Origin of the sequence: Nostoc sp. C117 (assembly GCF_043099735.1) — a bacterium.
Taxonomy (GTDB): domain Bacteria; phylum Cyanobacteriota; class Cyanobacteriia; order Cyanobacteriales; family Nostocaceae; genus Nostoc.
The window spans coordinates 6,134,201-6,153,928 of sequence record NZ_CP170991.1 but is presented as its reverse complement, the minus strand read 5'-3'; the positions used below and the strand labels follow the sequence as shown (position 1 = coordinate 6,153,928).

The 19,728-nt window shown below is 41.8% G+C and carries 20 protein-coding genes; 12 read left to right on the top strand and 8 right to left on the bottom strand.

Annotated features, from left to right (window positions below; genetic code table 11):
- Positions 1 to 205: 205 nt before the first annotated feature.
- The 8 genes from ACFG4S_RS26410 (at position 206) to ACFG4S_RS26375 (ending at position 6,049) form a co-directional block, all read left to right on the top strand.
- Positions 206 to 526, top strand: coding sequence for a hypothetical protein (locus ACFG4S_RS26410; protein ID WP_392531896.1), 321 nt, complete (start codon positions 206 to 208; stop codon positions 524 to 526).
- 117 nt (positions 527 to 643) lie between these two features.
- The gene (locus ACFG4S_RS26405; RefSeq protein ID WP_392531895.1) at positions 644 to 1,189 is read left to right on the top strand and encodes a GIY-YIG nuclease family protein; all 546 of its coding nucleotides are present in this window, start codon (positions 644 to 646) and stop codon (positions 1,187 to 1,189) included.
- Positions 1,190 to 1,236: 47 nt separating this feature from the next.
- Positions 1,237 to 2,700 carry a YARHG domain-containing protein gene (locus ACFG4S_RS26400; RefSeq protein WP_392531894.1) on the top strand — a complete coding sequence of 488 codons (1,464 nt, stop codon included), beginning with the start codon at positions 1,237 to 1,239 and terminating at the stop codon, positions 2,698 to 2,700.
- A 618-nt stretch (positions 2,701 to 3,318) separates the two neighbouring features.
- Positions 3,319 to 3,678: a Mo-dependent nitrogenase C-terminal domain-containing protein gene (locus ACFG4S_RS26395; protein ID WP_392531893.1), complete on the top strand. Its 360-nt coding sequence runs from the start codon at positions 3,319 to 3,321 to the stop codon at positions 3,676 to 3,678.
- A gap of 22 nt (positions 3,679 to 3,700) precedes the next feature.
- Positions 3,701 to 3,973, top strand: coding sequence for a cupin domain-containing protein (locus tag ACFG4S_RS26390; RefSeq protein WP_392531892.1), 273 nt, complete (start codon positions 3,701 to 3,703; stop codon positions 3,971 to 3,973).
- A 250-nt stretch (positions 3,974 to 4,223) separates the two neighbouring features.
- Positions 4,224 to 4,970 carry a creatininase family protein gene (locus ACFG4S_RS26385; RefSeq protein ID WP_392531891.1) on the top strand — a complete coding sequence of 249 codons (747 nt, stop codon included), beginning with the start codon at positions 4,224 to 4,226 and terminating at the stop codon, positions 4,968 to 4,970.
- Between the two features lie 100 nt (positions 4,971 to 5,070).
- Entirely contained in the window at positions 5,071 to 5,217 is a 147-nt protein-coding gene (locus tag ACFG4S_RS26380) for a hypothetical protein (RefSeq protein ID WP_392531890.1), read from the top strand.
- 94 nt (positions 5,218 to 5,311) lie between these two features.
- Positions 5,312 to 6,049, top strand: coding sequence for a TerC family protein (locus tag ACFG4S_RS26375; RefSeq protein ID WP_392531889.1), 738 nt, complete (start codon positions 5,312 to 5,314; stop codon positions 6,047 to 6,049).
- 80 nt (positions 6,050 to 6,129) lie between these two features.
- On the opposite strand, the gene ndk is transcribed toward ACFG4S_RS26375, so the two are convergent.
- Positions 6,130 to 6,579: a nucleoside-diphosphate kinase gene (gene ndk, locus ACFG4S_RS26370; RefSeq protein WP_392531888.1), complete on the bottom strand. Its 450-nt coding sequence runs from the start codon at positions 6,577 to 6,579 to the stop codon at positions 6,130 to 6,132.
- A 231-nt stretch (positions 6,580 to 6,810) separates the two neighbouring features.
- On the opposite strand from ndk, the gene speA reads away from it, so the two are divergent.
- Positions 6,811 to 8,829, top strand: a complete 2,019-nt coding sequence (speA, locus tag ACFG4S_RS26365) for a biosynthetic arginine decarboxylase (RefSeq protein ID WP_392531887.1) — start codon at positions 6,811 to 6,813, stop codon at positions 8,827 to 8,829.
- Positions 8,830 to 8,942: 113 nt separating this feature from the next.
- Here the strand turns inward: speA and ACFG4S_RS26360 are convergent, their stop codons facing one another.
- The 3 genes from ACFG4S_RS26360 to ACFG4S_RS26350 all read right to left on the bottom strand — a co-directional run bounded on the left by ACFG4S_RS26360 (position 8,943) and on the right by ACFG4S_RS26350 (position 12,427).
- Positions 8,943 to 10,112 carry a sugar phosphate nucleotidyltransferase gene (locus tag ACFG4S_RS26360; RefSeq protein WP_392531886.1) on the bottom strand — a complete coding sequence of 390 codons (1,170 nt, stop codon included), beginning with the start codon at positions 10,110 to 10,112 and terminating at the stop codon, positions 8,943 to 8,945.
- Positions 10,113 to 10,343: 231 nt separating this feature from the next.
- Positions 10,344 to 11,174 (bottom strand): segregation/condensation protein A, encoded by an 831-nt coding sequence (locus tag ACFG4S_RS26355; protein WP_392531885.1) that lies wholly within the window; start codon positions 11,172 to 11,174, stop codon positions 10,344 to 10,346.
- 164 nt (positions 11,175 to 11,338) lie between these two features.
- A complete protein-coding gene (locus tag ACFG4S_RS26350; protein WP_392531884.1) occupies positions 11,339 to 12,427 on the bottom strand; it encodes an AI-2E family transporter in 1,089 nt (362 codons plus the stop codon).
- Between the two features lie 127 nt (positions 12,428 to 12,554).
- Between ACFG4S_RS26350 and pdxH the strand changes: the two genes are divergently transcribed.
- The gene (pdxH, locus tag ACFG4S_RS26345; protein ID WP_392531883.1) at positions 12,555 to 13,199 is read left to right on the top strand and encodes a pyridoxamine 5'-phosphate oxidase; all 645 of its coding nucleotides are present in this window, start codon (positions 12,555 to 12,557) and stop codon (positions 13,197 to 13,199) included.
- A gap of 212 nt (positions 13,200 to 13,411) precedes the next feature.
- On the opposite strand, the gene ACFG4S_RS26340 is transcribed toward pdxH, so the two are convergent.
- Positions 13,412 to 14,029 carry an FMN-dependent NADH-azoreductase gene (locus tag ACFG4S_RS26340; protein WP_392531882.1) on the bottom strand — a complete coding sequence of 206 codons (618 nt, stop codon included), beginning with the start codon at positions 14,027 to 14,029 and terminating at the stop codon, positions 13,412 to 13,414.
- A 140-nt stretch (positions 14,030 to 14,169) separates the two neighbouring features.
- Between ACFG4S_RS26340 and ACFG4S_RS26335 the strand changes: the two genes are divergently transcribed.
- Complete coding sequence (locus ACFG4S_RS26335; RefSeq protein WP_392531881.1) at positions 14,170 to 14,523, top strand: winged helix-turn-helix transcriptional regulator; 354 nt, start codon at positions 14,170 to 14,172, stop codon at positions 14,521 to 14,523.
- Between the two features lie 89 nt (positions 14,524 to 14,612).
- Here the strand turns inward: ACFG4S_RS26335 and ACFG4S_RS26330 are convergent, their stop codons facing one another.
- Positions 14,613 to 15,515, bottom strand: coding sequence for a DUF3153 domain-containing protein (locus ACFG4S_RS26330; RefSeq protein ID WP_392531880.1), 903 nt, complete (start codon positions 15,513 to 15,515; stop codon positions 14,613 to 14,615).
- Between the two features lie 221 nt (positions 15,516 to 15,736).
- On the opposite strand from ACFG4S_RS26330, the gene ACFG4S_RS26325 reads away from it, so the two are divergent.
- Positions 15,737 to 15,985, top strand: a complete 249-nt coding sequence (locus ACFG4S_RS26325; protein WP_392531879.1) for a hypothetical protein — start codon at positions 15,737 to 15,739, stop codon at positions 15,983 to 15,985.
- Between the two features lie 133 nt (positions 15,986 to 16,118).
- Here ACFG4S_RS26325 and ACFG4S_RS26320 read toward each other — a convergent pair whose 3' ends face one another.
- Entirely contained in the window at positions 16,119 to 18,845 is a 2,727-nt protein-coding gene (locus ACFG4S_RS26320; RefSeq protein WP_392531878.1) for a peptidase domain-containing ABC transporter, read from the bottom strand.
- On the bottom strand, positions 18,794 to 19,576 hold the full coding sequence (locus ACFG4S_RS26315) for a peptidylprolyl isomerase (RefSeq protein WP_392531877.1): 783 nt from the start codon (positions 19,574 to 19,576) through the stop codon (positions 18,794 to 18,796). The genes ACFG4S_RS26320 and ACFG4S_RS26315 overlap by 52 nt, the downstream gene beginning before the upstream one ends.
- Positions 19,577 to 19,728 lie beyond the last annotated feature (152 nt).

The following is a 19,728-nucleotide window of genomic DNA, read 5'->3' as shown; positions in this document are numbered from 1 at the left end:
TTCATGATTCTTAATCATGCTAGCTTACTTTTGTGGCTGACAGAAGTACCATAATCCAATAGGCTGATCTTAAAGTGGTGATTTTTCACAAAGCTCAACTAGTGAAAAAGGTAGGCTTTGTTCCTCAGTATTTGGGGATAGCCATGTACAAAATATTGCCTACTATCTATCATCACTGAGTTGTTAATTAGTACCTATAGAGAAAATGCCCCTTAAAATAGTCCATAACTTTGATGCCAGTTTTACTCTCGAACCACAAGCTCAAGAAAGTCTATTCCAATTATTAACGAGTGAAGCTTTTTTAAACCAGATATGCCAGCAATTACAGTGTGAAAAAGTTGAATTTACAGAGTTACTTTTCCAGCCAGTTCCTTATAGCTTAACTACTACCAAGGGAATGCCGACAGAATTTGAAAAGTACCATCAATCTGAGGAATATGCGATCATCAACGTACCACCGAATTTCATGTTTACAGCTAAGATATTTAAACCTAGTCGCCTCTGTGCAATTTACCAGAGACTTTGAAGAATAATTTCATGTAGAAGCGCAGCAAGGAGATATAAGAGAAATTTTAATTAATAAATTAGGATTGCTCGATAAAATCTCAAATAAAAAGGCAATAGCAAGTTTTAGATTTGATTTATGACTACTGAAACAAATACTTCTGCTTTAGTAAGCTTAGAATACACTCCTTACATTGGCGATCGCGGTCAACTCCCCGAACAATTTCAAGGTAAAATCGGCGTATATGCTATCTTCAACCAAGAAAAAGTTCTGCAATTTGTGGGATATTCGCGTGATGTTTATCTCAGCCTCAAGCAGCATTTAGTACGTCAACCACAGCAATGTTATTGGGTGAAAGTTCAAACTATTGAACGCCCCAGTCGCACAGTTTTAGAAAATATTGAAAATGCTTGGATTACGGAAAATGGTAGTGTGCCAGTAGGAAATGGAGATAACAAACAAAAATGGATCGATCCCATTGATGTCAAAGTGCTAATGACACCTGAAGAACAGGCAAAGTATCATAATCCAGCAAATGATGAATTAGCACAAATAAAAATTATTAAAAACGTGGCACGACGAGTAGAAGTAGAAATTTCTCAAGAATTAGAAGCGCGTGGTTTGCAATTAGAAATTCGCTTTAATCCTAAATTGAAAGAACAAGGTTTACTCGATTTGAAATGAAGGTAGTTTTGGGAAAACTATCTTATGAATATCGCTGGTAATCTCTCATGACAACACAGCTACTGAACGATCGCTATCAAGTTATCCGCACATTGGGGGCTGGTGGGTTTGGTCAAACCTATCTAGCAGAAGATACCTATATGCCTTCAAAGCGCCGTTGTGTGGTTAAACAGCTAAGACCGATTCACAACAACCCTCAAGTTTACCAAATAGTCCAAGAGAGGTTTCAACGGGAAGCAGCTATTTTAGAAGAGCTAGGTGGCGCAAATGACCAGATTCCAGCGTTATACGCTTACTTTTCTTCAGGCGGGGAATTTTATTTAGTTCAGGAGTGGATTGAAGGTGATACCCTAACTACAAAAATCCAAAAGCAGGGGCTATTTAGTGAAGCCGCTGCTCAGGAATTATTCATGAATCTCCTACCCGTCTTGGATTACGTCCACTCTAAAAATATTGTTCATCGGGATATCAAACCGGATAACATCATTGTGCGTCAGCGTGACGGTAAAGCTGTGCTAATTGATTTTGGTGCGGTGCGGGAATCAATGGGAACTGTAGTGAATTCTCAAGGCAATCCTACCAGTTCTATTGTGATTGGTACGCCTGGATATATGCCCAGCGAACAAGCCGCAGGTAGACCAGTGTATTCGAGTGATTTATACAGTTTGGGAATGACAGTAATTTATTTGCTGACTGGAAGAGTAGCCCAACAACTAGAGACAGATTCCCAGACGGGTGAAATTGTCTGGCGACAATATGCCAGTCATATTAGCCCAATCATGGCAGGAATAATCGATCGCGCTATCGCTTATCATCCACGCGATCGCTATCCTACAGCTAGAGCAATGCTAGATGCTTTGCAGAACATAGCAAATCCAATTCCCCCAACTCAACCAATTTTTACTGAACCAACTGTAGTATCCGCACCACCACCGCAAATAGCCCATGTTAACCCACAGCCAAACCCTCAAAGTAATCAGCCAAATCGTATTCTGATTGGTAGTTTCGTTGCAGGTGGGTTAATTGCTGCATATCTGATTATTAATCAGTTTTTACCAAAATATTCTCAACCCATAGCAGAGAAGACGATATTACCTTCAGAAACACCCTCAACTGTACCAAGCCCGGTGATAGAAACTCCGACATCTACACCAACTACTTCATCTATTCCTACTCAATCTACACCTTCTCCAAGTCCATTAATAACGCCAGATACCACTACATCTGTCAACAATTATTCTTGGCTTTCCTCTAGACCTGTAACTGATGCAGATTTGGATGGTAAAAATGGTTTTGAACTAGATATTATGCGAAATTCCATATTTGCTAGTCACGGACGCCGTTTTGAGACACCTGCATTCCAAGATTACTTTGATAAACAACCTTGGTATCGTCCTATATATTTACCAGAAAAATTTCCGTCTAATTTGCTATCAAAATTAGAGCAACGAAATGTAGATTATATCAGCAAATATCAAGATAGTTACGGCTTGAGATATATTAAGAAATAAAGGGGCATTGGCTATGGGATAAAGGAGATGAGAAAGTAAGAGAAGAAAAACTATTGATTCATTTACCAATGCCCCATGCCCTATGCCCCATTCCTAATGCCCAATATTAGTTTGAACTTATCAAACGATTTTCTGCTACTTATTAAATAATATCTGTGTTGGCTTGTGTATTATCTTGCACAGAGTACTGAATATTCAGTACTCTAAAATCTAAAGATAGTAGGGGCTAATTCTAGGGAAGTGTATATGGAGCAAAGGCAAAACTGTATTTTTGTTCCTAAAAGTACATCTATAGATACTAGTCAGTTTTAGAACCAGGCATTTATATTTATGTATATAGAATTACTATTGACGAGATTAGTAATCCATAAGTTAAAGAAATGCCATTTTTATATTTTCTTTGTTATTTTGTATTTAACGGGACAGTTCTTGAACATTTGGTGGGTTTAAATAACAATTAATTAAGCTATTTCACCCCAAAGATGCATGTAAATACTTTGGATTCTGCTTATTTTGCTTCGATTTACAAGTAGAATGCAAATTGCCCAGACAAATTACATGGCAATATTCCCAACCGAGAAATAGTCCATCTACACAAGGAAAACCTTGCTCAAAACCATGCTTAAAACCAATAATCGGCGTATTTTTCTACCTGCTTTTATTAGCCCTTTACAAGAAAATAATCAAGCAGTTAGTGACAAACAATTTGTTCAGCCCAAATTAGATTTATTGCAACCATTACGTCAACGGCTTGACAAAATCGAAATTCAGAATCGTAAATTAGCTAGATTTATCGCTAAACTGATTCCTGCCCAGTGCCCATTTGAGCGTGATATCATGCTTTTTGGTCGCAAAATAGGTCATATTCCGCCAATGTGCAAGCTCAATCCACTTTATAACGAACTTGTGTACTTGCGTTTTCGCGCTTTGTGTTATCTAGTAGATCAATGTGGAGAGGATATTCAATCCTACTGCTGAAGATAACTATAGCAAATACAGTATGGAAATTAAAATTGAGCATCAACCCAGTCAACAACGTCTCGAAGAATTGGGTGTCTATAAATGGGCAATTTGGAAAAAAGAAGTTTCTAGATTCCCTTGGACTTATGATTCTCAAGAAACTTGCTACTTTTTAGAAGGTAATGTAGTTGTTACTCCTGATGGTGGACAGCCAGTGCAGGTGGGTGAAGGAGATTTGGTAATTTTTCCCCCTGGCATGTCTTGTATATGGGAAATTAAAAGTAACGTGAAAAAACATTATTACTTTGATTGATCGATAGCATAAGATTGATCCCCATAGTTTTATTGATGATCCATAAAGGCAACATCTCATAAATCAATCCTACATTATTTCTGATAAATAAGATCCCCGATTTTTCCAAAAAGTCGGGGATCTTATAGCTTGCGATCGCTCTGTGGTCGATCGCATTCATAATCGTGTTAGTGGGATGGGGTTTCTAAAAGATATTCCATAGCAAAAAAGGTTTGATCCCACTCAATTTTATTGAGGAAAATCATCAAATATGATACTACATTTAAGTACTTGGCAAGAAGTAGAAGCTTATTTACAGCAGTCAAAGGGTATTATTTTTCCTATTGGTTCTACAGAACAACATGGACCAACGGGGTTAATTGGTACTGATGCGATTTGTGCAGAAGCGATCGCCCGTGGTGTAGCTGATGCAACTGGAGCGATCGTTGCTCCTACAATCAATGTGGGAATGGCACTGCATCATACTGCTTTCCCTGGCTCAATCAGTCTGCGTCCCAGCACTTTAATTCAAGTGGTGCGAGATTATGTAACTTGTTTAGCTAAAGCTGGTTTTAGCAAGTTTTACTTTATTAACGGACATGGCGGGAATATCGCCACCCTGAAAGCAGCTTTTTCAGAAACTTACGCCCATTTAGAAGATTTGCAGATTGCCAATGCCCAACAGGTGCAATGTCAAGTGGCAAACTGGTTTATGTGCGGTTCAGTATATAAGCTAGCTAAAGAATTATATGGGGATCAAGAAGGTTCTCATGCAACGCCAAGTGAAGTAGCCCTTACCCAGTATGTTTATCCAGAGGCGATTAAGCAAGCACACCTTTCACCAGAAGTTGCAAGGGGACATCGGATTTATAGTGCAGCTGACTTTCGAGTGCGTTATCCAGATGGACGTATGGGATCAAATCCGGCTTTAGCAACGCCTGAACATGGTAAGCAATTTTATGACTTGGCGGTGAAAGAACTTAGCAGCGGGTATTTGGAATTTGTGAACGCAAAATAAATACTCCAAACTGCCCAAGTTCAATCCTCGTTTTGCTGGAACTGGTTCAATAACCAAGCTCCAACTTGAAATTGATTCATTTCATGTCCAACCATTCTGGATGCAAACTGACAGCACAGCAGTCCATTGCGATCGCACTAAGCTAGATGTTAAAACCTTTTGTGTATTGACTTATACGCAAATTCCCTCATCGCTACGGCGAGCGCACACATTCAACCCTCTTCAAAATGCACCACAACCAGGTTAAGCTGAATTAAAGTAGCAATTGATTGCGCTTTTTAATAAATATGCAAATCTCTGTTCTTGTCAAATTTTAATTTTTTTTGCTTGAGAAACCCGGAATGCTAGACCAAATTTTTGATTACCTCGACTTTCATTTCAGCGTTGAAGCCCCAATAGTTCTGCTGATCCTAGTGGTTTTAGAGGCACTGTTATCTGCCGACAACGCCATCGCTCTGGCTGCGATCGCTCGGGGACTGGATGACAAAGAACTTGAGCGTAGAGCTTTGAACTTTGGTTTAGTAGTTGCCTATGTGCTGCGAATCACTCTGATTCTCACTGCCACTTGGGTGCAACAATTCTGGCAATTTGAATTATTGGGCGCTGTTTATTTGCTGTGGTTGGTATTTCAACACTTTACCTCGGAAGAAGCCAAAGACGATCGCCATCACGGGCCTCGTTTTAATTCATTGTTGCAAGCCATACCTGTGATTGCCTTTACAGATTTAGCATTTTCGTTGGATAGCGTAACAACTGCGATCGCAGTTTCTCAAGAAAAATGGCTAGTACTAACAGGTGCAACAATTGGGATTATTACGCTCCGATTTATGGCGGGATTATTTATCCGTTGGCTAGACGAATATGAAAACCTCGAAGATGCAGGCTATGTAACTGTAGCGTTTGTGGGCTTGCGACTGTTCTTAAAAGTGGTGAATGATAGTTTAGTCCCACCAGAATGGGTAATGATTACTGCCATCTTCCTGATTTTAGGCTGGGGATTTTCCAAGCGTGTGAGTACTGAATTACCCCAGGTAGAACTACCCCAACCAGAACCAGAAAAGACTGAAGTACCGAAGTAAATAGAGCAGGAAGGGAGTGGGAGCCAGAAGGCAAGGAGATAAACAAAACTCCTAACTCAACACTCAACACTCCTAATGTCTTACTCGTGCAACCAAGGTGTTAAATGCGGTTGCCAATTGACTAATTCTTCATCTTTAAACCACAGGGCTATTTCCTGTTGTGCTGTTTCTGGCGCATCGGAACCGTGGATTAGGTTGCGGCCAATATTAATACCAAAATCGCCTCGAATGGTTCCAGGTTCGGCAGTTAAGGGGTTTGTTGCACCAATGATTTTTCTCGCAGCAGCAATTACGCCATCTCCTTCCCACACCATCGCTACTACAGGTGCAGAAGTGATAAATTCAACTAGTCCAGCAAAAAAGGGACGTTCTCGGTGAACACCATAGTGTTGTTCAGCCAATTCCCGACTGACTTTCAGGAACTTCAAACCAACGAGGGTAAAACCTTTGCTTTCAAAGCGACGGATAATTTCCCCTACCAATTGACGCTGTACACCATCAGGCTTAATTGCTAAAAATGTGCGCTCCATTGCTATCTCCCAAAACTTAATAAAATTTTTATCTAGTCAATTGTCCTTTGTCTGTTGTCCTTTGTCCAAGGGTTCTGCACTAATGACTAATGACCAATGACTAATGACTAATGACACATGACTCTTGACCAATCAGAGTTTATCTCAGAAATTATCTTTGGGTGCATATCGGTTCTCAAACGAATGCGCTAAATTGTTAATTCGTGGGTGATACACAGAGGTTAGGAAGAAATGGGTGTTGAATCAACGGCTACATCTGACGAGGTGGTACTGGTACCGTCTAATGGACAAAAATCTGAAGTGAAAAATCATAAGCAAAAAAAACTGTTAGCACCTAGTACTACCGCAGGAGATTTACCTCGCTCCTGGAAAATTGAGGATAGCGAAGCGCTGTACCGTATTGAAGGTTGGGGACAACCTTATTTTTCGATTAGCGCTGCTGGTCATGTGACTGTGGCACCTAAGGGCGATCGCGGGGGTTCTCTGGACTTGTTTGAATTAGTCAATTCCTTGAAGCAACGCAACTTGGGATTACCTATGTTGATTCGCTTTTCTGATATTTTGGAAGACCGAATTGAGCGGTTGAACGCTTGTTTTGCCAAGGCGATCGCCCGTTACAACTATCCTGGTGTCTATCGTGGCGTGTTTCCTGTCAAGTGTAACCAAGAACGACATTTGATTGAAGATTTGGTGAGATTTGGCAAGCCCCATCAATTTGGTTTGGAAGCCGGTTCCAAGCCAGAATTAATGATTGCTCTGGCTGTCTTGGATACACCAGGAGCATTGCTCGTTTGCAATGGCTACAAAGACCGAGAATACATCGAAACAGCAATGTTAGCCCAAAGACTAGGGCAAACACCAATTATTGTCTTAGAACAGATTGAAGAGGTGGATTTGGTAATTGATGCCAATCGCCAGTTAGGTATTAAACCTATTTTGGGGGTTCGTGCCAAACTCAGTACCCAAGGTATGGGACGTTGGGGAGCTTCCAGTGGCGATCGCGCTAAATTTGGTTTGACTATGCCTGAGGTCATTGAGGCTGTTGACAAGCTTCGCGAAGCTAACCTGCTCGATTCTTTGCAGTTGATGCACTTCCACATCGGCTCACAAATCTCTGCCATTAATGTGATTAAAGATGCCATCCAGGAAGCCAGCCGCATTTATGTAGAATTGGCAATGCTAGGGGCAGACATGAAATACCTTGATGTCGGTGGTGGCTTGGGTGTAGATTACGACGGTTCCCAAACCAACTTCTATGCATCGAAAAATTACAACATGCAGAACTATGCTAACGACATCGTGGCAGAGTTAAAAGATACCTGTGCCGAACGGCAAATTACCGTACCAACACTAATTAGTGAAAGTGGCAGAGCGATCGCTTCTCATCAGTCGGTACTCATTTTCGACGTTCTCAGCACCAGTGATGTCCCCCTCGATTCACCAGAACCTCCACAAGATGGAGAATCCCCAATTATTAATTACCTTTGGGAAAGCTATCAATCCATCAACAAAGAAAATTACCAAGAACTATACCACGACGCTGCACAATTCAAAGAAGAAGCTATTAGTCGGTTTAACTTGGGAATTTTACGTCTCAGAGAACGAGCCAAAGCCGAACGACTTTACTGGGCTTGTTGCCAGAAAATTTTAACCATTACCAGACAGCAAGAATACGTACCAGACGAACTGGAAGACCTAGAAAAAATTATGGCTTCCATTTACTACGTCAATATGTCAGTGTTTCAATCGGCACCAGATTGCTGGGCGATCGATCAGCTATTTCCCATCATGCCAATCCACCGTTTGGATGAAGAACCAACGCGGCGGGGAATTTTAGCAGATCTGACCTGCGATAGCGATGGTAAAATAGATCGCTTTATTGACCTGCGGGATGTCAAATCGGTTTTAGAACTCCACTCCTACAAAGCAGGAGAACCCTACTATTTGGGAATGTTCTTGAATGGAGCTTACCAAGAAATTATGGGTAATTTACATAACCTATTTGGCGACACCAACGCTGTTCATATTCAATTGACGCCCAAAGGCTACCAAATTGAACATGTAGTCAAAGGTGACACTATGAGCGAAGTAGTCAGCTACGTTCAATATGACTCTGAAGATATGGTGGAAAATATCCGCCAGCGCTGTGAGAAAGCTTTAGAAGAAAAGCGCATTACTCTAGCAGAATCTCAGCGACTCCTACAAACCTACGAACAAAGTCTCAGAAGATATACGTATCTAAATAGTTAGGATTGGGGATTGGGCGTTAGGAGTGCTGAGTGCTGAGTTAGGAGTTAGGAGTTTTGTTTATCTCCTTGTCCCCTTATCTCCCTCATCTCCCTCATCGCCCCATGCCCCATTCCCTAATTTACACTTGTCCCTAGCAATTCCTCGATCGCTTGTCGCTCAACAGGAGTATGTGATGGTACTGTTTGACGAGCATCAGTAATTAGCCAATCTAAAGCAGCAGCTTGAACATCGATCGCAGCCCCAGTTTTATCAACACAATAACGTCCAAATACTAGCTTATCGACTAAGCGGACACCTGGACCCAAACGTGACCATTCAAAAATGACGCTGTTTTCTACTGTTGCGCCACTACATATCCAACAATTGGGGCCAATCATCGCTGGTCCGACGATTTTTGCTCCGTCTTCTATTCTCGTCATCCCGCCAATGTAAACTGGACCTGTAATATCCACCTTGTCCCAATTTACGGCTACATTTAAGCCGGTGTAAATCCCAGGGGCGACTTCATGACCAGGAATTTGCACATTTTTGATTTCACCCAGTAGTACACCGCGAATCGCCCGCCAATAGTCTGGTACTTTACCAATATCTACCCATTCAAAGTCCATAGGAATGGCGTAGAAAGGAGCTTTTATTTCCACCAATTTGGGGAACAATTGACTACCAATATCGTACTCAACGCCAGAGGGAATATAATTGAATACCTCTGGTTCAAAGATGTAAATACCTGTGTTGATGTTGGTGCTGAGGGCTTCTTCAGTTGAAGGTTTTTCTTGGAAAGCTTTGACACGACCCTCTTCGTCAGTCACAACCACACCATAGCTAGAAACTTCTTCCTTGGGTACAGACTTAGTGATAATGGTAGCGATCGCTCCTTTGGATTTATGCCATTTAACAGCCGCAGTTAAATCCAAGTCAATTAAAGCATCACCACATAAAACTACAAAGGTATCATCGAAAAACGGTGAGAAGTCCTGGATGCGCCGCATCCCTCCAGCTGAACCGATTGCCTCTCCCACCAGTTTACCATCGTCATCAATTTTTCCTTCAAACGAATAGGCAATCTGCACCCCAAACCGCTGACCATCACGGAAATAGTTTTCTATTTCCTCAGCCAAATGACTAACATTGACTAGAATCTGGTCAAATCCATGATGGCGTAACAGTTCCAGCAAGAACTCCATCACTGGCTTTTGCAGTATGGGCATCATTGGCTTGGGCATAGTGTACGTAATCGGACGCACGCGAGTACCCTTGCCAGCTGCGAGAATCATCGCTTTCATAAAAATTTATTCCTCAACCACAAGCCAGTTTACTTTCATCGAGTGATACTTAATCATCAGTTTTATTTCTGCTCTAAGTCATCCCTCTAAACAGGGATAACAGGAATTTCATGGTTATTACAACCATAGGTATACTTAGATGACAAGCGATCGCTTATCTTTTCAATTTACTCGGATTTTGGAATTGAATCAAAAATCTGTCAATTATCTGTAGAGATACTTTTGGCTTCGTTAGTTTATTGGTTGCTCAAAGGGTTTGCAGTTTTTAGCCGAATCTGTAAGTAAACGAACTTTAATTTCATGGTAAAACTCCTCTTGAAGTAGCTCTACTTTGGATTGAGCTGAGAGTAGTAGTAGCGCCCAGAAAACGCTAACTAAGTGACTGTGTTCAGACTCATGTCCAGATCCATTTTCAGATGATTGCCTTGTCTGAATCCACAGATGGACAAGTTGTTCTAAATTCAACCAATTTTGTTCTAAAGATAGCTCTTTTGCCGATAAATTTAATACCTGCTCCAGTTCTCCAGCTACTTCTGTCAAATTTTCTTGGTGAGCTAACTCTAAAGCCTCTCGCATACTTTGAATGCTAGGCTGACGCTTGAGACGGATAGGTTTGCTGACTTTCTGGACAAGTTTGAGCTGGTTTGCCATAATCTGTAATTGCTCGATTAACTCTTGGAGAGTTACTCGACGTTTTGGCGGCGGCATTGCTGCTGGACGACGACGCAATTGCCGTTCTAATGGTAGACGATGACCCTGATGTGATACACCTTCTTCGCTTTCAATTAGAGCATCATCTAATACATCATTTTGCCCATCTTCTACTGTTGCCAATCGCATTAAAGTATTTGCTTTAAATAATACCAGCATTGATGCTGATAAAAAAGCTTGTCCAGATTGAGACAAATCTGCTTCATACCCTTTTCCTATTGCCTCAGGTGCCATTAGTTCTAAGTAACGGTCAATCACCTCAATCACTTGGACATCCCAAGGGTCAATTTCCCCCTGCTGGGCTTGATAAATCAAAAGTGTAATTGTTTCTAACAGCTCGGAAGCGTCCATCAGCAGGTTCTACGTTAATTAATCGTCAGAATTTAGGAGTCAAAGGGCACAGAGGGGCAGAAGGGCGGGGAGACGTTCTTTATCCAAGAGAATAAGGTGATGGAAGAGGATACTAAAACAACAGGGCTTACGGAAGCTTGTCCCCTTGTCCCTTACCTTTTGGTTCAATCAAGGGGTGGCTCATGAGTAATAGTGACTGTTTTTGATACAAAATCACCTGGCTTAGCGTTTTTAATGGCATCAAAAGTGCCTTTAATAGTACCAGCAATGGGAACAGCAACAAGCGTCCCTAACAATCCCGCAATCTCATACCCCATCAAAATAGCAACAAAAATCCAGATCGGGTTCAGTCCGATAAAGTTGCCGAGTAATCTCGGAGCTAATAGATTATCTTTAACCTGCTGCATGAGAACTGCTACCACAGCAACTTGAACTGCTAACCACCAATTTTGCAATAATACTAAAATCGTCACTAGACCAATACCGAGAGACGCTCCAATAAAGGGAATAAGTTCTGAGATACCGATTAGTATGGCAAACAAAAGAGCAAAGGGCACTTTTATGACTAAGAAAATTGGGGTCAGGGTTATTACCATGAATAGTCCCAGTAATAACTGACTAAGGAAAAAGTTTTGGAAATTCAGACGCAAGGATGCGGTGAGGGGATCTGCGATATTAGAGGGCAAAAGATTCGCCAGTCCATACCAGACGCGATCGCCATACAAAAGCATATAAAAAGCCAGCACCACTACTAGCACAAAATCAAATAATCCTGACAGCAGTGTTCCAGCAAATCCCACTGCACCAGAAGCTAGCTGTTGCACTAGATTCTGAATATTGGCATTGATTTGACTGCTTAAAACCCTCAGATCCAAGGGTAAACGTCGTTGCTTGGCGATCGCCTCAAACTGCTCCAGGTTTGCTTGACTGCCAGCTAACCAATCAGGGATCTTATTTAATAATTGGATTGTTTGGTCAATCACCATCGGCACTAGCGTCACGCCTAGGATGACAAAAATCGTTAAAGTGGCAAGCAAAACAATGATCACCGCCTGAGTGCGAGTGATCCGAGCGCGTTCAAAAAACTTAACTGGGTAATTTAGTAAAAAAGCCAGAATTGCTGCAAGGCTCAAAATACTAATTGGATGCTGGAAATAGCGAAAAAGCACGGATAGCAGCCAGACATTAAGAGCGATAAGCGGACCGCTCAGACCATAGGTTAACAAGCGTTTAAGGGAGGCCGAACGGCGCATCTGATGCAATCTCTTTTCAAGGCTCCTGGAGATAAATTGTAAAACTGGTGTTGGCGCTGATCATCATCATAGATATTTTTAACAGAGACATGTATAAACCTATCTGATACCAAGGAAGTAAATCACAATGGACAAAACCATAGCCGATCTTCGCAAAGACTACACATTACAAGGTTTAAGCGAACTTGAAGTTGATATCAATCCTTTTATCCAATTTAAAAAATGGTTCGATCAGGCACTAGCAGCCCAACTTCCCGAACCTAATGCCATGACCATTGCCACTGCTACACCAGATGGTAAGCCCTCAGCCAGAATGGTGCTACTCAAGGATTTTGATGAACGAGGTTTTACCTTCTTCACCAATTACACCAGTCACAAAGGACAAGAACTGGCAGAAAATCCCCAGGCGGCTTTAATTTTCTGGTGGGCAGAACTAGAACGTCAAGTCCGGATTTGTGGGTATGTAGAGAAAGTTTCCGAAACCGAGTCCGATAGATATTTTCACAGCCGCCCTGCCAACAGTCGTTTAGGCGCATGGGTATCGAATCAAAGCGAGGTGATAGAAAGTCGAGAAGTCCTAGAGCAACGCTTAAAAGAGTTTATGAGCAAATATGAAAATGAGGAGATTCCTCGACCCCCTCATTGGGGAGGCTTACGAGTGATCCCCACACAAATTGAGTTTTGGCAAGGACGTCCTAGCCGCTTACACGATCGCTTACTCTATAGTTGTTTAGATAATTGCACTTGGAGAATAGAGCGGTTGTCACCTTAAGGGGATTGGGGATTGGGCATCCCTTCTCTGCGAGACGCTACGCGAACGACTTACCTCGGCTACTTCGGCTACTTCGGCTTCGCGGTAGTTGAGCGTAGTCCAAACTCAGTACAAGTCTCCTCATCTCCCCAGTCCCCAGCGATGCACTAAGCTTGTCGTTGGCGCAGCCTCTCGCAGAGAAGTGTCCCCAATCCCCTTGTCCTCTTACCCCCTTACCACTGGTCGATGAGATTTTGAATTTCTACCCGTGCTTGTGCTAAAGATTTGCTACGGGCATCACCTTCATTCAGGCTATTAGCGTTAATAAATTGAATGTCTGTAAGCCCGATAAAACCAAAAATCGTTCGTAGGTATGGTTCTTGGAAATCGTAGGGAGCGTAAGGAGATGTCGCACTAAAGTCGCTGCCGCGAGCTGTAATGATAACTGCTTTTTTACCCTGGACTAATCCTCTCAAGCCTTGAGCATCCATAGCAAAAGTCCGGTTAGGGCGAACGATTTGGTCGATGTAAGCCTTGAAAGTGGAAGGTATATTGAAGTTATACATTGGCACTCCAAAGACGTAGCGATCGGCTGCCAAAAATTCATTTACTAACTGGTTAGAAATCTTCAGCGCTTCAGTTAATTCTGGGGTATGGGTTTCTGGTGGTGAAAAGGATGCCGCAATCCAAGCTTCATCAACGTGAGGAACTGGGTGATGCCCTAAATCTCGATAGGCGATCGCATCTTCTGGATGCGCTGCCCTCCAAGCACTGACGAATTCTTTAGATAGTTCTCTGGAGTGCGATCGCTCACCACGGGGACTGGAATCAATATGTAGAATGTTTACCACCAAATATCTCCTTAATTGCCTGGGATTAGTGCTTTTGAGTTGAAAATTCAAAGCATTACATTAGATACTAAAAGTAACTACTTACTAAAGTAAAGTAGTTACCATAAAGTAACTATTGGATAATTTTGAGAAATTTGTCGATGTCTGCCTCTAAAAATCCTGATGCTTGCCCAATCAGTATTCTGATGTCCTTACTTTCAGGTCCCTGGACAATGTATATACTGTGGGTGTTGTGTAATAGTGGTCCTACTCGCTTTGGTGCATTGAAGCACTTAGTGGAAGGCATCTCCACCAAAGTTCTGACGGAAAGACTGAGGATGCTGGAGGCAGCAGAGATTATTTATCGCCAATATGAACCAACTGTTCCACCCCAAGTAACTTACGGTCTCACAGAACGGGGTCAGGAATTGATTGAAATCCTTCATCAACTCAATGCACTTGCAGAACGTTGGTATGGCAGCGAACAACGAGAACCTAGCAATCGCAATGTTTAATCGATCGCGTGAATGTAATCTCTAATAAATATAAAAAAACCGATGGACAATGCATCGGCTGAGATGACAAGATCAAACAGATGAATAGTCTACTGTTCTTGAACTGCTGGTGCTTTAGGAGAAAATTGAATTCTCGGATCTGGCATAAAATTGTATCTTAAGTACAATCCTCCCCAGACAAATAGGATAATCAAAAACGCACCAATTCCAAGCGGACTGGGAAGCCAGAAAACAGCTTCTATGTGATTTAGCTCACCCGGCTGGAGTTTCCACACTAGTTGTTTGCCGTTCTTTTCAGGCTCTATTGCAGTTTCAGTTAGTTGAATATTTTTGGCTCCCCAAGGAGTCTTCAAGCTAAATTCCAAATCGAGAATTGAACCTGCATTAGCTAGGACGTTACCTTTGCTGGCAATTAGAGATAGCGATCGCAAATCTAAATCATAAATCAATCGATTTTTTACTAAAAGTAAAAAATTGTTCTGCTCCAAAAGTACATTTGATTCAATTTTCGGCAGTTCTGAATTCGATTCGCTCTGTACAGGCTCAGAGGGTTGATTAGCATGGGAATTAAAAAATTCATTGAACTTTTCTTGCAATTCCCTACCACTACTAAAAGGAATTGTCACAATTATTTCTTCTTTGGAAACTCGCTGCGCTTTACCTTCAAGGTTACGGGCGCGGCGCTCTATGCTATTTAACCATTCATATACAGAATCACCACTAAAGCTAGTTAATTGCTCTCCTAACTTAATATGTTGTACTAGTTCACCACTATTTGAGTTATTAAAGTTAACTCCGACATCATACTTAACACAACCAGATAATAGCAGGGATGTTAACAGCACTAGCCACAAAATAGGATTTTGGATCGGCAAAATCTGGTTGACTCGATTTCGACCAATTCGTGGCGAAAGAAATCTTATCTTTGCTAATACAAAACTAAATGGTCTGATTAACCACAAAAAAATTTGTCCTAAAGTTGAAGAATTCATCACGATAAATCTCCCCCAAAGTCAATTCCATTAAGGTCTGGCAGCTTTAGCTTATTAAACAAGACTTTGAAAAATTTGCCAACAAAGCCAAATCTTATACCTTTGCTAAATCGGCGCTTAACTTACTAGTATAATTAGCTATTTACAACAAATAAATTATTCAATGTTGTCGGCTGGGGCGAGAAGCCAGCCTTTGGCGATGGACGGGGGAGACGCCATGAGTGTTAGTCCAAGCGATCGCCTCCATACATCAAGCACTAAAACCCGGAGGGCGTTTTGTCGCCGAATTTGGTGGTACAGGGAATCTAAAGGCGATCGCCACAGCCTTATCCAGCGCCTTAGAAGCAATTAATACCCCTACACAAGCACTGAATCCGTGGTATTTTACCAGCATTGGTAAATCACGCTACTATAACAGCAAGGCTTTGATGTTATCTATAGCGTCCAATTTGCTCGTCCAACTCCTTTAGCAGAAGCAGGTATGGCAAACTTGGATTCAGATATTCGCCAGCACTTTTTCAAGCAACTTGTCTGGTTGACTTAGATAGTAGCTAGATTTACGCTATACTCTACTATACAGAAGCTTTTAAGTAGTTAAATCTACTACACATTTGCTTGCTGCCGTTGATATAGTGACCAGTACAAACCTCTTTGTTGCAATAATTCTGAGTGAGTACCACGTTCTGCAATCACGCCTTGCTCTAATACTAAAATTAAGTCGGCACGTTTGAGAGGAGCAAAGCGGTGAGCAATCAGAAAGACGGTACGATTAGCAGAAATTTTTTGCAGGTTTTGCAGTACTTGCTGTTCAGTTTCACTATCTAAAGCGCTGGTAGCTTCATCCAAAACTAAAATTGGTGCTTCGGAAAGAAATAACCTTGCTAGGGCAATCCGTTGTCTCTGTCCACCAGATAAAGCTGTACCGCGTTCACCAACATTAGTTTCGTACCCATAGGGTAATTGACTGATAAAGTCATGTGCTACTGCTAATCTTGCGGCTTCGACTACTTGCTCTGCTGTAATATCGGGATTACCGAGAGTGATATTTTCCAAAATAGAACCGTTAAATAAAAAGTCTTCTTGGAGAACTACACTAACTTGTTGTCGCAGTGAGGCTAAATCGGCACTTTTAATATCAAAACCATCAATCAGGATGCGTCCTGATTCAATTTGATAAAGGCGTTGCAATAATTTAGAAAGGGTACTTTTACCAGAACCACTGCGTCCAACAATACCAACAAATTGCCCTGGTTCGGCATTAAAAGATATTCCCCGCAGAACTGCCTCAAAGCCCAGCCGGTAGCGGAAAAACACCTGTTCAAAGGTAATTTGACCTTTCAGGGGTGGTAAAACTAAGCCAGTTCCTAGTTCTGCTTCTGGGGAAACGTTAAGAATATCACCAATGCGATCTACTGAAAGTAGGACTTGTTGGAGGTTTTGCCACAACTGTACTAGGCGCAAAAGCGGGCCTGTGACTCTACCAGATAACATTTGAAAGGCAACAAGCTGTCCAACTGTCAGTTTTTGTTCGATGACTAACTTGGCGCCAAACCAGAGAATCAGCATGGTGGAAAAATTGGTGAGAAAGTCACCAATGTTGCTGCTGATGTTGGAAGTGGTAGAGGCTTTAAAACCTGTGCGGATGAAGCGAGCAAATAAGCCTTCCCAGCGATCGCGGGCTACTGGTTCGGCCGCATGAGCTTTAACGGAGTGAATCCCCGTTACTGTCTCCACAAGAAACGATTGACTATCGGCAGAACGGTTAAAAGTTTCGTTGAGCCAGTTACGCAGAATTGGTGTTGCAACTATCGTTAAGGTGGCAAATAACGGCAATACTGCTAAAGCTACAAAGGTGAGTGGGACGCTATAGTAAAACATCAATGCCAGGTACACCACAGCAAAGATGCTATCTAAAATCACAGTTAATGCTGTACCTGTGAGAAATTGCCGGATTTGTTCGAGTTCTTGGACTCGTGCTACTGTGTCTCCAACACGCCGTGATTCAAAATAAGCCAAAGGCAAACGCATCAGATGGCGAAACAGCTGTGCTGATAAACTCAAATCTAAGCGACGAGCTGTGTGAGTAAAGATGAATAGGCGGAGAATGCCAAGTATAGACTCAAATATGGCGACAGCAAGAAGCGCAAATGCCATGACATCAAGAGTCGGCAAACTTCCCTGCACCATCACTTTATCAATGACGACTTGGGTAATCAAGGGTGTTGTTAACCCTAAAAGCTGCAAGGTAAAAGATGCTAATAATACTTCGGTTAGCAATCCTTTATACTTCCAAACTGCTGGGGTAAACCAACTGAGATTAAATTTTTCTTGCTGGGATATCAGTTCTGCTTGCCATAACTGTCCATCCCAGCAAGTTTCAACTATTGACTGAGGTAAACTTTCACAAGCACGATCGGGATTTAGAGGATTAGCGATAATTAAGCGATCGCCTCTAACTCCATAAGCTACTACCCAAGAAGGACTCTGGGGTGAATCGGTATTCCACAGCAACAAAGCTGGAAATGACATTTGGCGCAACTCACCCCAACTGACTCGTAATCGGCGTAACACTAACCCTACTTTTTCTGCTGCTTCCACAACATGTTTTGGGCGTTGTCCTCTCAGTTGGCGTTGCACCCATTCCAGTTGCACAGAATTTTCTAATTGTTGCGCCACCATTGTTAAACATGCAGCAGCAGTGTTCCAACTGCCAACAAAAGGATAATTTTGGACGATCAGATTGGCCGCGGGGAGTCCTTTTTGGGTTTGTAGAGTGGAAGTACTCTCCGAGGCTGGGGGTAGTGAAGCTGTAGAAGAAAAAGAAAATGTCTCCTTTTCTACTTCCCTCTCTACTGGTAACGCTTGCCAAAACTCCTGAATTTGTGGATGAGAAAATTCTGCCCAGAGCGCTGTATTCCAACACACTACTATTACTTCTTTACTAGCAGCTACAGCTTTAAAATCCCCAGACAGTTTTTGTAAATCACCAAACCAATCTCCTGCATCTAGGGTGGGTATGGGTTTGCCAACACGTTCTTGAGACAGACCGTTGGATGCGTTTGTCCTGCCATCTCTTAAACGCACTTTACCAGCCACAATAAAGAATTGGTAACCGCCGATATCGCTTGACCAGATTTTATCTCCAAGACGATACTGACGGGCTTGGGATTCATTTTCCAATCGGGATTGTTGTTCTGGAGTCAACCAACAAAGGGGAGGTTGATTCCAAGGTAAAGAAGCTAGCACTTCTAATCGTAAAGATTCATTATCCAGAATTTTTAACTCACTTGTAATTTGACTGTCAGTTTTTGAATTTTCTCTGCTAGCCATTTGTCAAATAACTCATTTTGTAGTGCTTGCTTTATTTGAGTATCTTCTAATGATGCTGGCAGAAATTGTTCTACTCGAAACAAACCATAAGGACCTTCTCCTTGCAAAGAGGCTCCGCCAACCATTTCTAGTGGTCCTAGCAATTGTCCAGGAGTCGCCACATCTATAACTGCTCGGATTGTATCCGGTAGACTTCCTCGGCTGATTACTCCCATGATGCCATTCACAATTCGGTCTTCTGTAGTTGAATACTCTCTAGCTAGTTGCTCAAAGCTACCTCCTTCTTCAATTTGGATTTGTAGTTCATCTGCGAGTTCTCGATTATTAACAACAATCCGAGAAATTACCACCCGATCTAAAAAAATTTTACGTTCAATAAAATATTCTTGGAGTTTTGGTTCTGTGACTACAGCTTTGAGCTTTTCTAACTTGTAACCAAAAGCAACCGATGTATGAAACGTAGTGTAATCTGTGTTATTCCTGTTTAACCATTCTTGAAAACTTTGGGGGTCAGTCAATTGATTGCTTAGTCTAAAGTCAATAATTGCTTGTTCAGTTATTGCTGTGCCAATCTCGATATCGTCTCGTGTTCGGATTTCTTGCTCAATTATGTGCTGACGGAGAATATCCCCAATGAACTGCCCCAATTTTCCCGATGCTTGCAGGTACTTTACTGCTTCTTCAATAGAAATAGATTCGTCATTTACGGTCAAAAATGGTAAAGATTTCATGAACTAATTATGTGAAAATGGTTAAACACTTATAGGACTTTTAAATTAAATCATATAGAAATCATCTTGTCATTGACCGATTATTATGATAAAGATTCCATAAACTAATAACGTAGAAATGGTCAAGAAAAATATATAACAGAATTCAGCAA

Bases quoted from the DNA above. Each gene is read 5' to 3' on its own strand.
- ACFG4S_RS26410 (WP_392531896.1), top strand. From the start codon at position 206: ATGCCCCTTAAAATAGTCCATAACTTTGATGCCAGTTTTACTCTCGAA.
- ACFG4S_RS26405 (WP_392531895.1), top strand. From the start codon at position 644: ATGACTACTGAAACAAATACTTCTGCTTTAGTAAGCTTAGAATACACT.
- ACFG4S_RS26400 (WP_392531894.1), top strand. From the start codon at position 1,237: ATGACAACACAGCTACTGAACGATCGCTATCAAGTTATCCGCACATTG.
- ACFG4S_RS26395 (WP_392531893.1), top strand. From the start codon at position 3,319: ATGCTTAAAACCAATAATCGGCGTATTTTTCTACCTGCTTTTATTAGC.
- ACFG4S_RS26390 (WP_392531892.1), top strand. From the start codon at position 3,701: ATGGAAATTAAAATTGAGCATCAACCCAGTCAACAACGTCTCGAAGAA.
- ACFG4S_RS26385 (WP_392531891.1), top strand. From the start codon at position 4,224: ATGATACTACATTTAAGTACTTGGCAAGAAGTAGAAGCTTATTTACAG.
- ACFG4S_RS26380 (WP_392531890.1), top strand. From the start codon at position 5,071: ATGCAAACTGACAGCACAGCAGTCCATTGCGATCGCACTAAGCTAGAT.
- ACFG4S_RS26375 (WP_392531889.1), top strand. From the start codon at position 5,312: ATGCTAGACCAAATTTTTGATTACCTCGACTTTCATTTCAGCGTTGAA.
- ndk (WP_392531888.1), bottom strand. From the start codon at position 6,579: ATGGAGCGCACATTTTTAGCAATTAAGCCTGATGGTGTACAGCGTCAA.
- speA (WP_392531887.1), top strand. From the start codon at position 6,811: ATGGGTGTTGAATCAACGGCTACATCTGACGAGGTGGTACTGGTACCG.
- ACFG4S_RS26360 (WP_392531886.1), bottom strand. From the start codon at position 10,112: ATGAAAGCGATGATTCTCGCAGCTGGCAAGGGTACTCGCGTGCGTCCG.
- ACFG4S_RS26355 (WP_392531885.1), bottom strand. From the start codon at position 11,174: ATGGACGCTTCCGAGCTGTTAGAAACAATTACACTTTTGATTTATCAA.
- ACFG4S_RS26350 (WP_392531884.1), bottom strand. From the start codon at position 12,427: ATGCGCCGTTCGGCCTCCCTTAAACGCTTGTTAACCTATGGTCTGAGC.
- pdxH (WP_392531883.1), top strand. From the start codon at position 12,555: ATGGACAAAACCATAGCCGATCTTCGCAAAGACTACACATTACAAGGT.
- ACFG4S_RS26335 (WP_392531881.1), top strand. From the start codon at position 14,170: ATGTCTGCCTCTAAAAATCCTGATGCTTGCCCAATCAGTATTCTGATG.
- ACFG4S_RS26330 (WP_392531880.1), bottom strand. From the start codon at position 15,515: ATGAATTCTTCAACTTTAGGACAAATTTTTTTGTGGTTAATCAGACCA.
- ACFG4S_RS26320 (WP_392531878.1), bottom strand. From the start codon at position 18,845: ATGGCTAGCAGAGAAAATTCAAAAACTGACAGTCAAATTACAAGTGAG.
- ACFG4S_RS26315 (WP_392531877.1), bottom strand. From the start codon at position 19,576: ATGAAATCTTTACCATTTTTGACCGTAAATGACGAATCTATTTCTATT.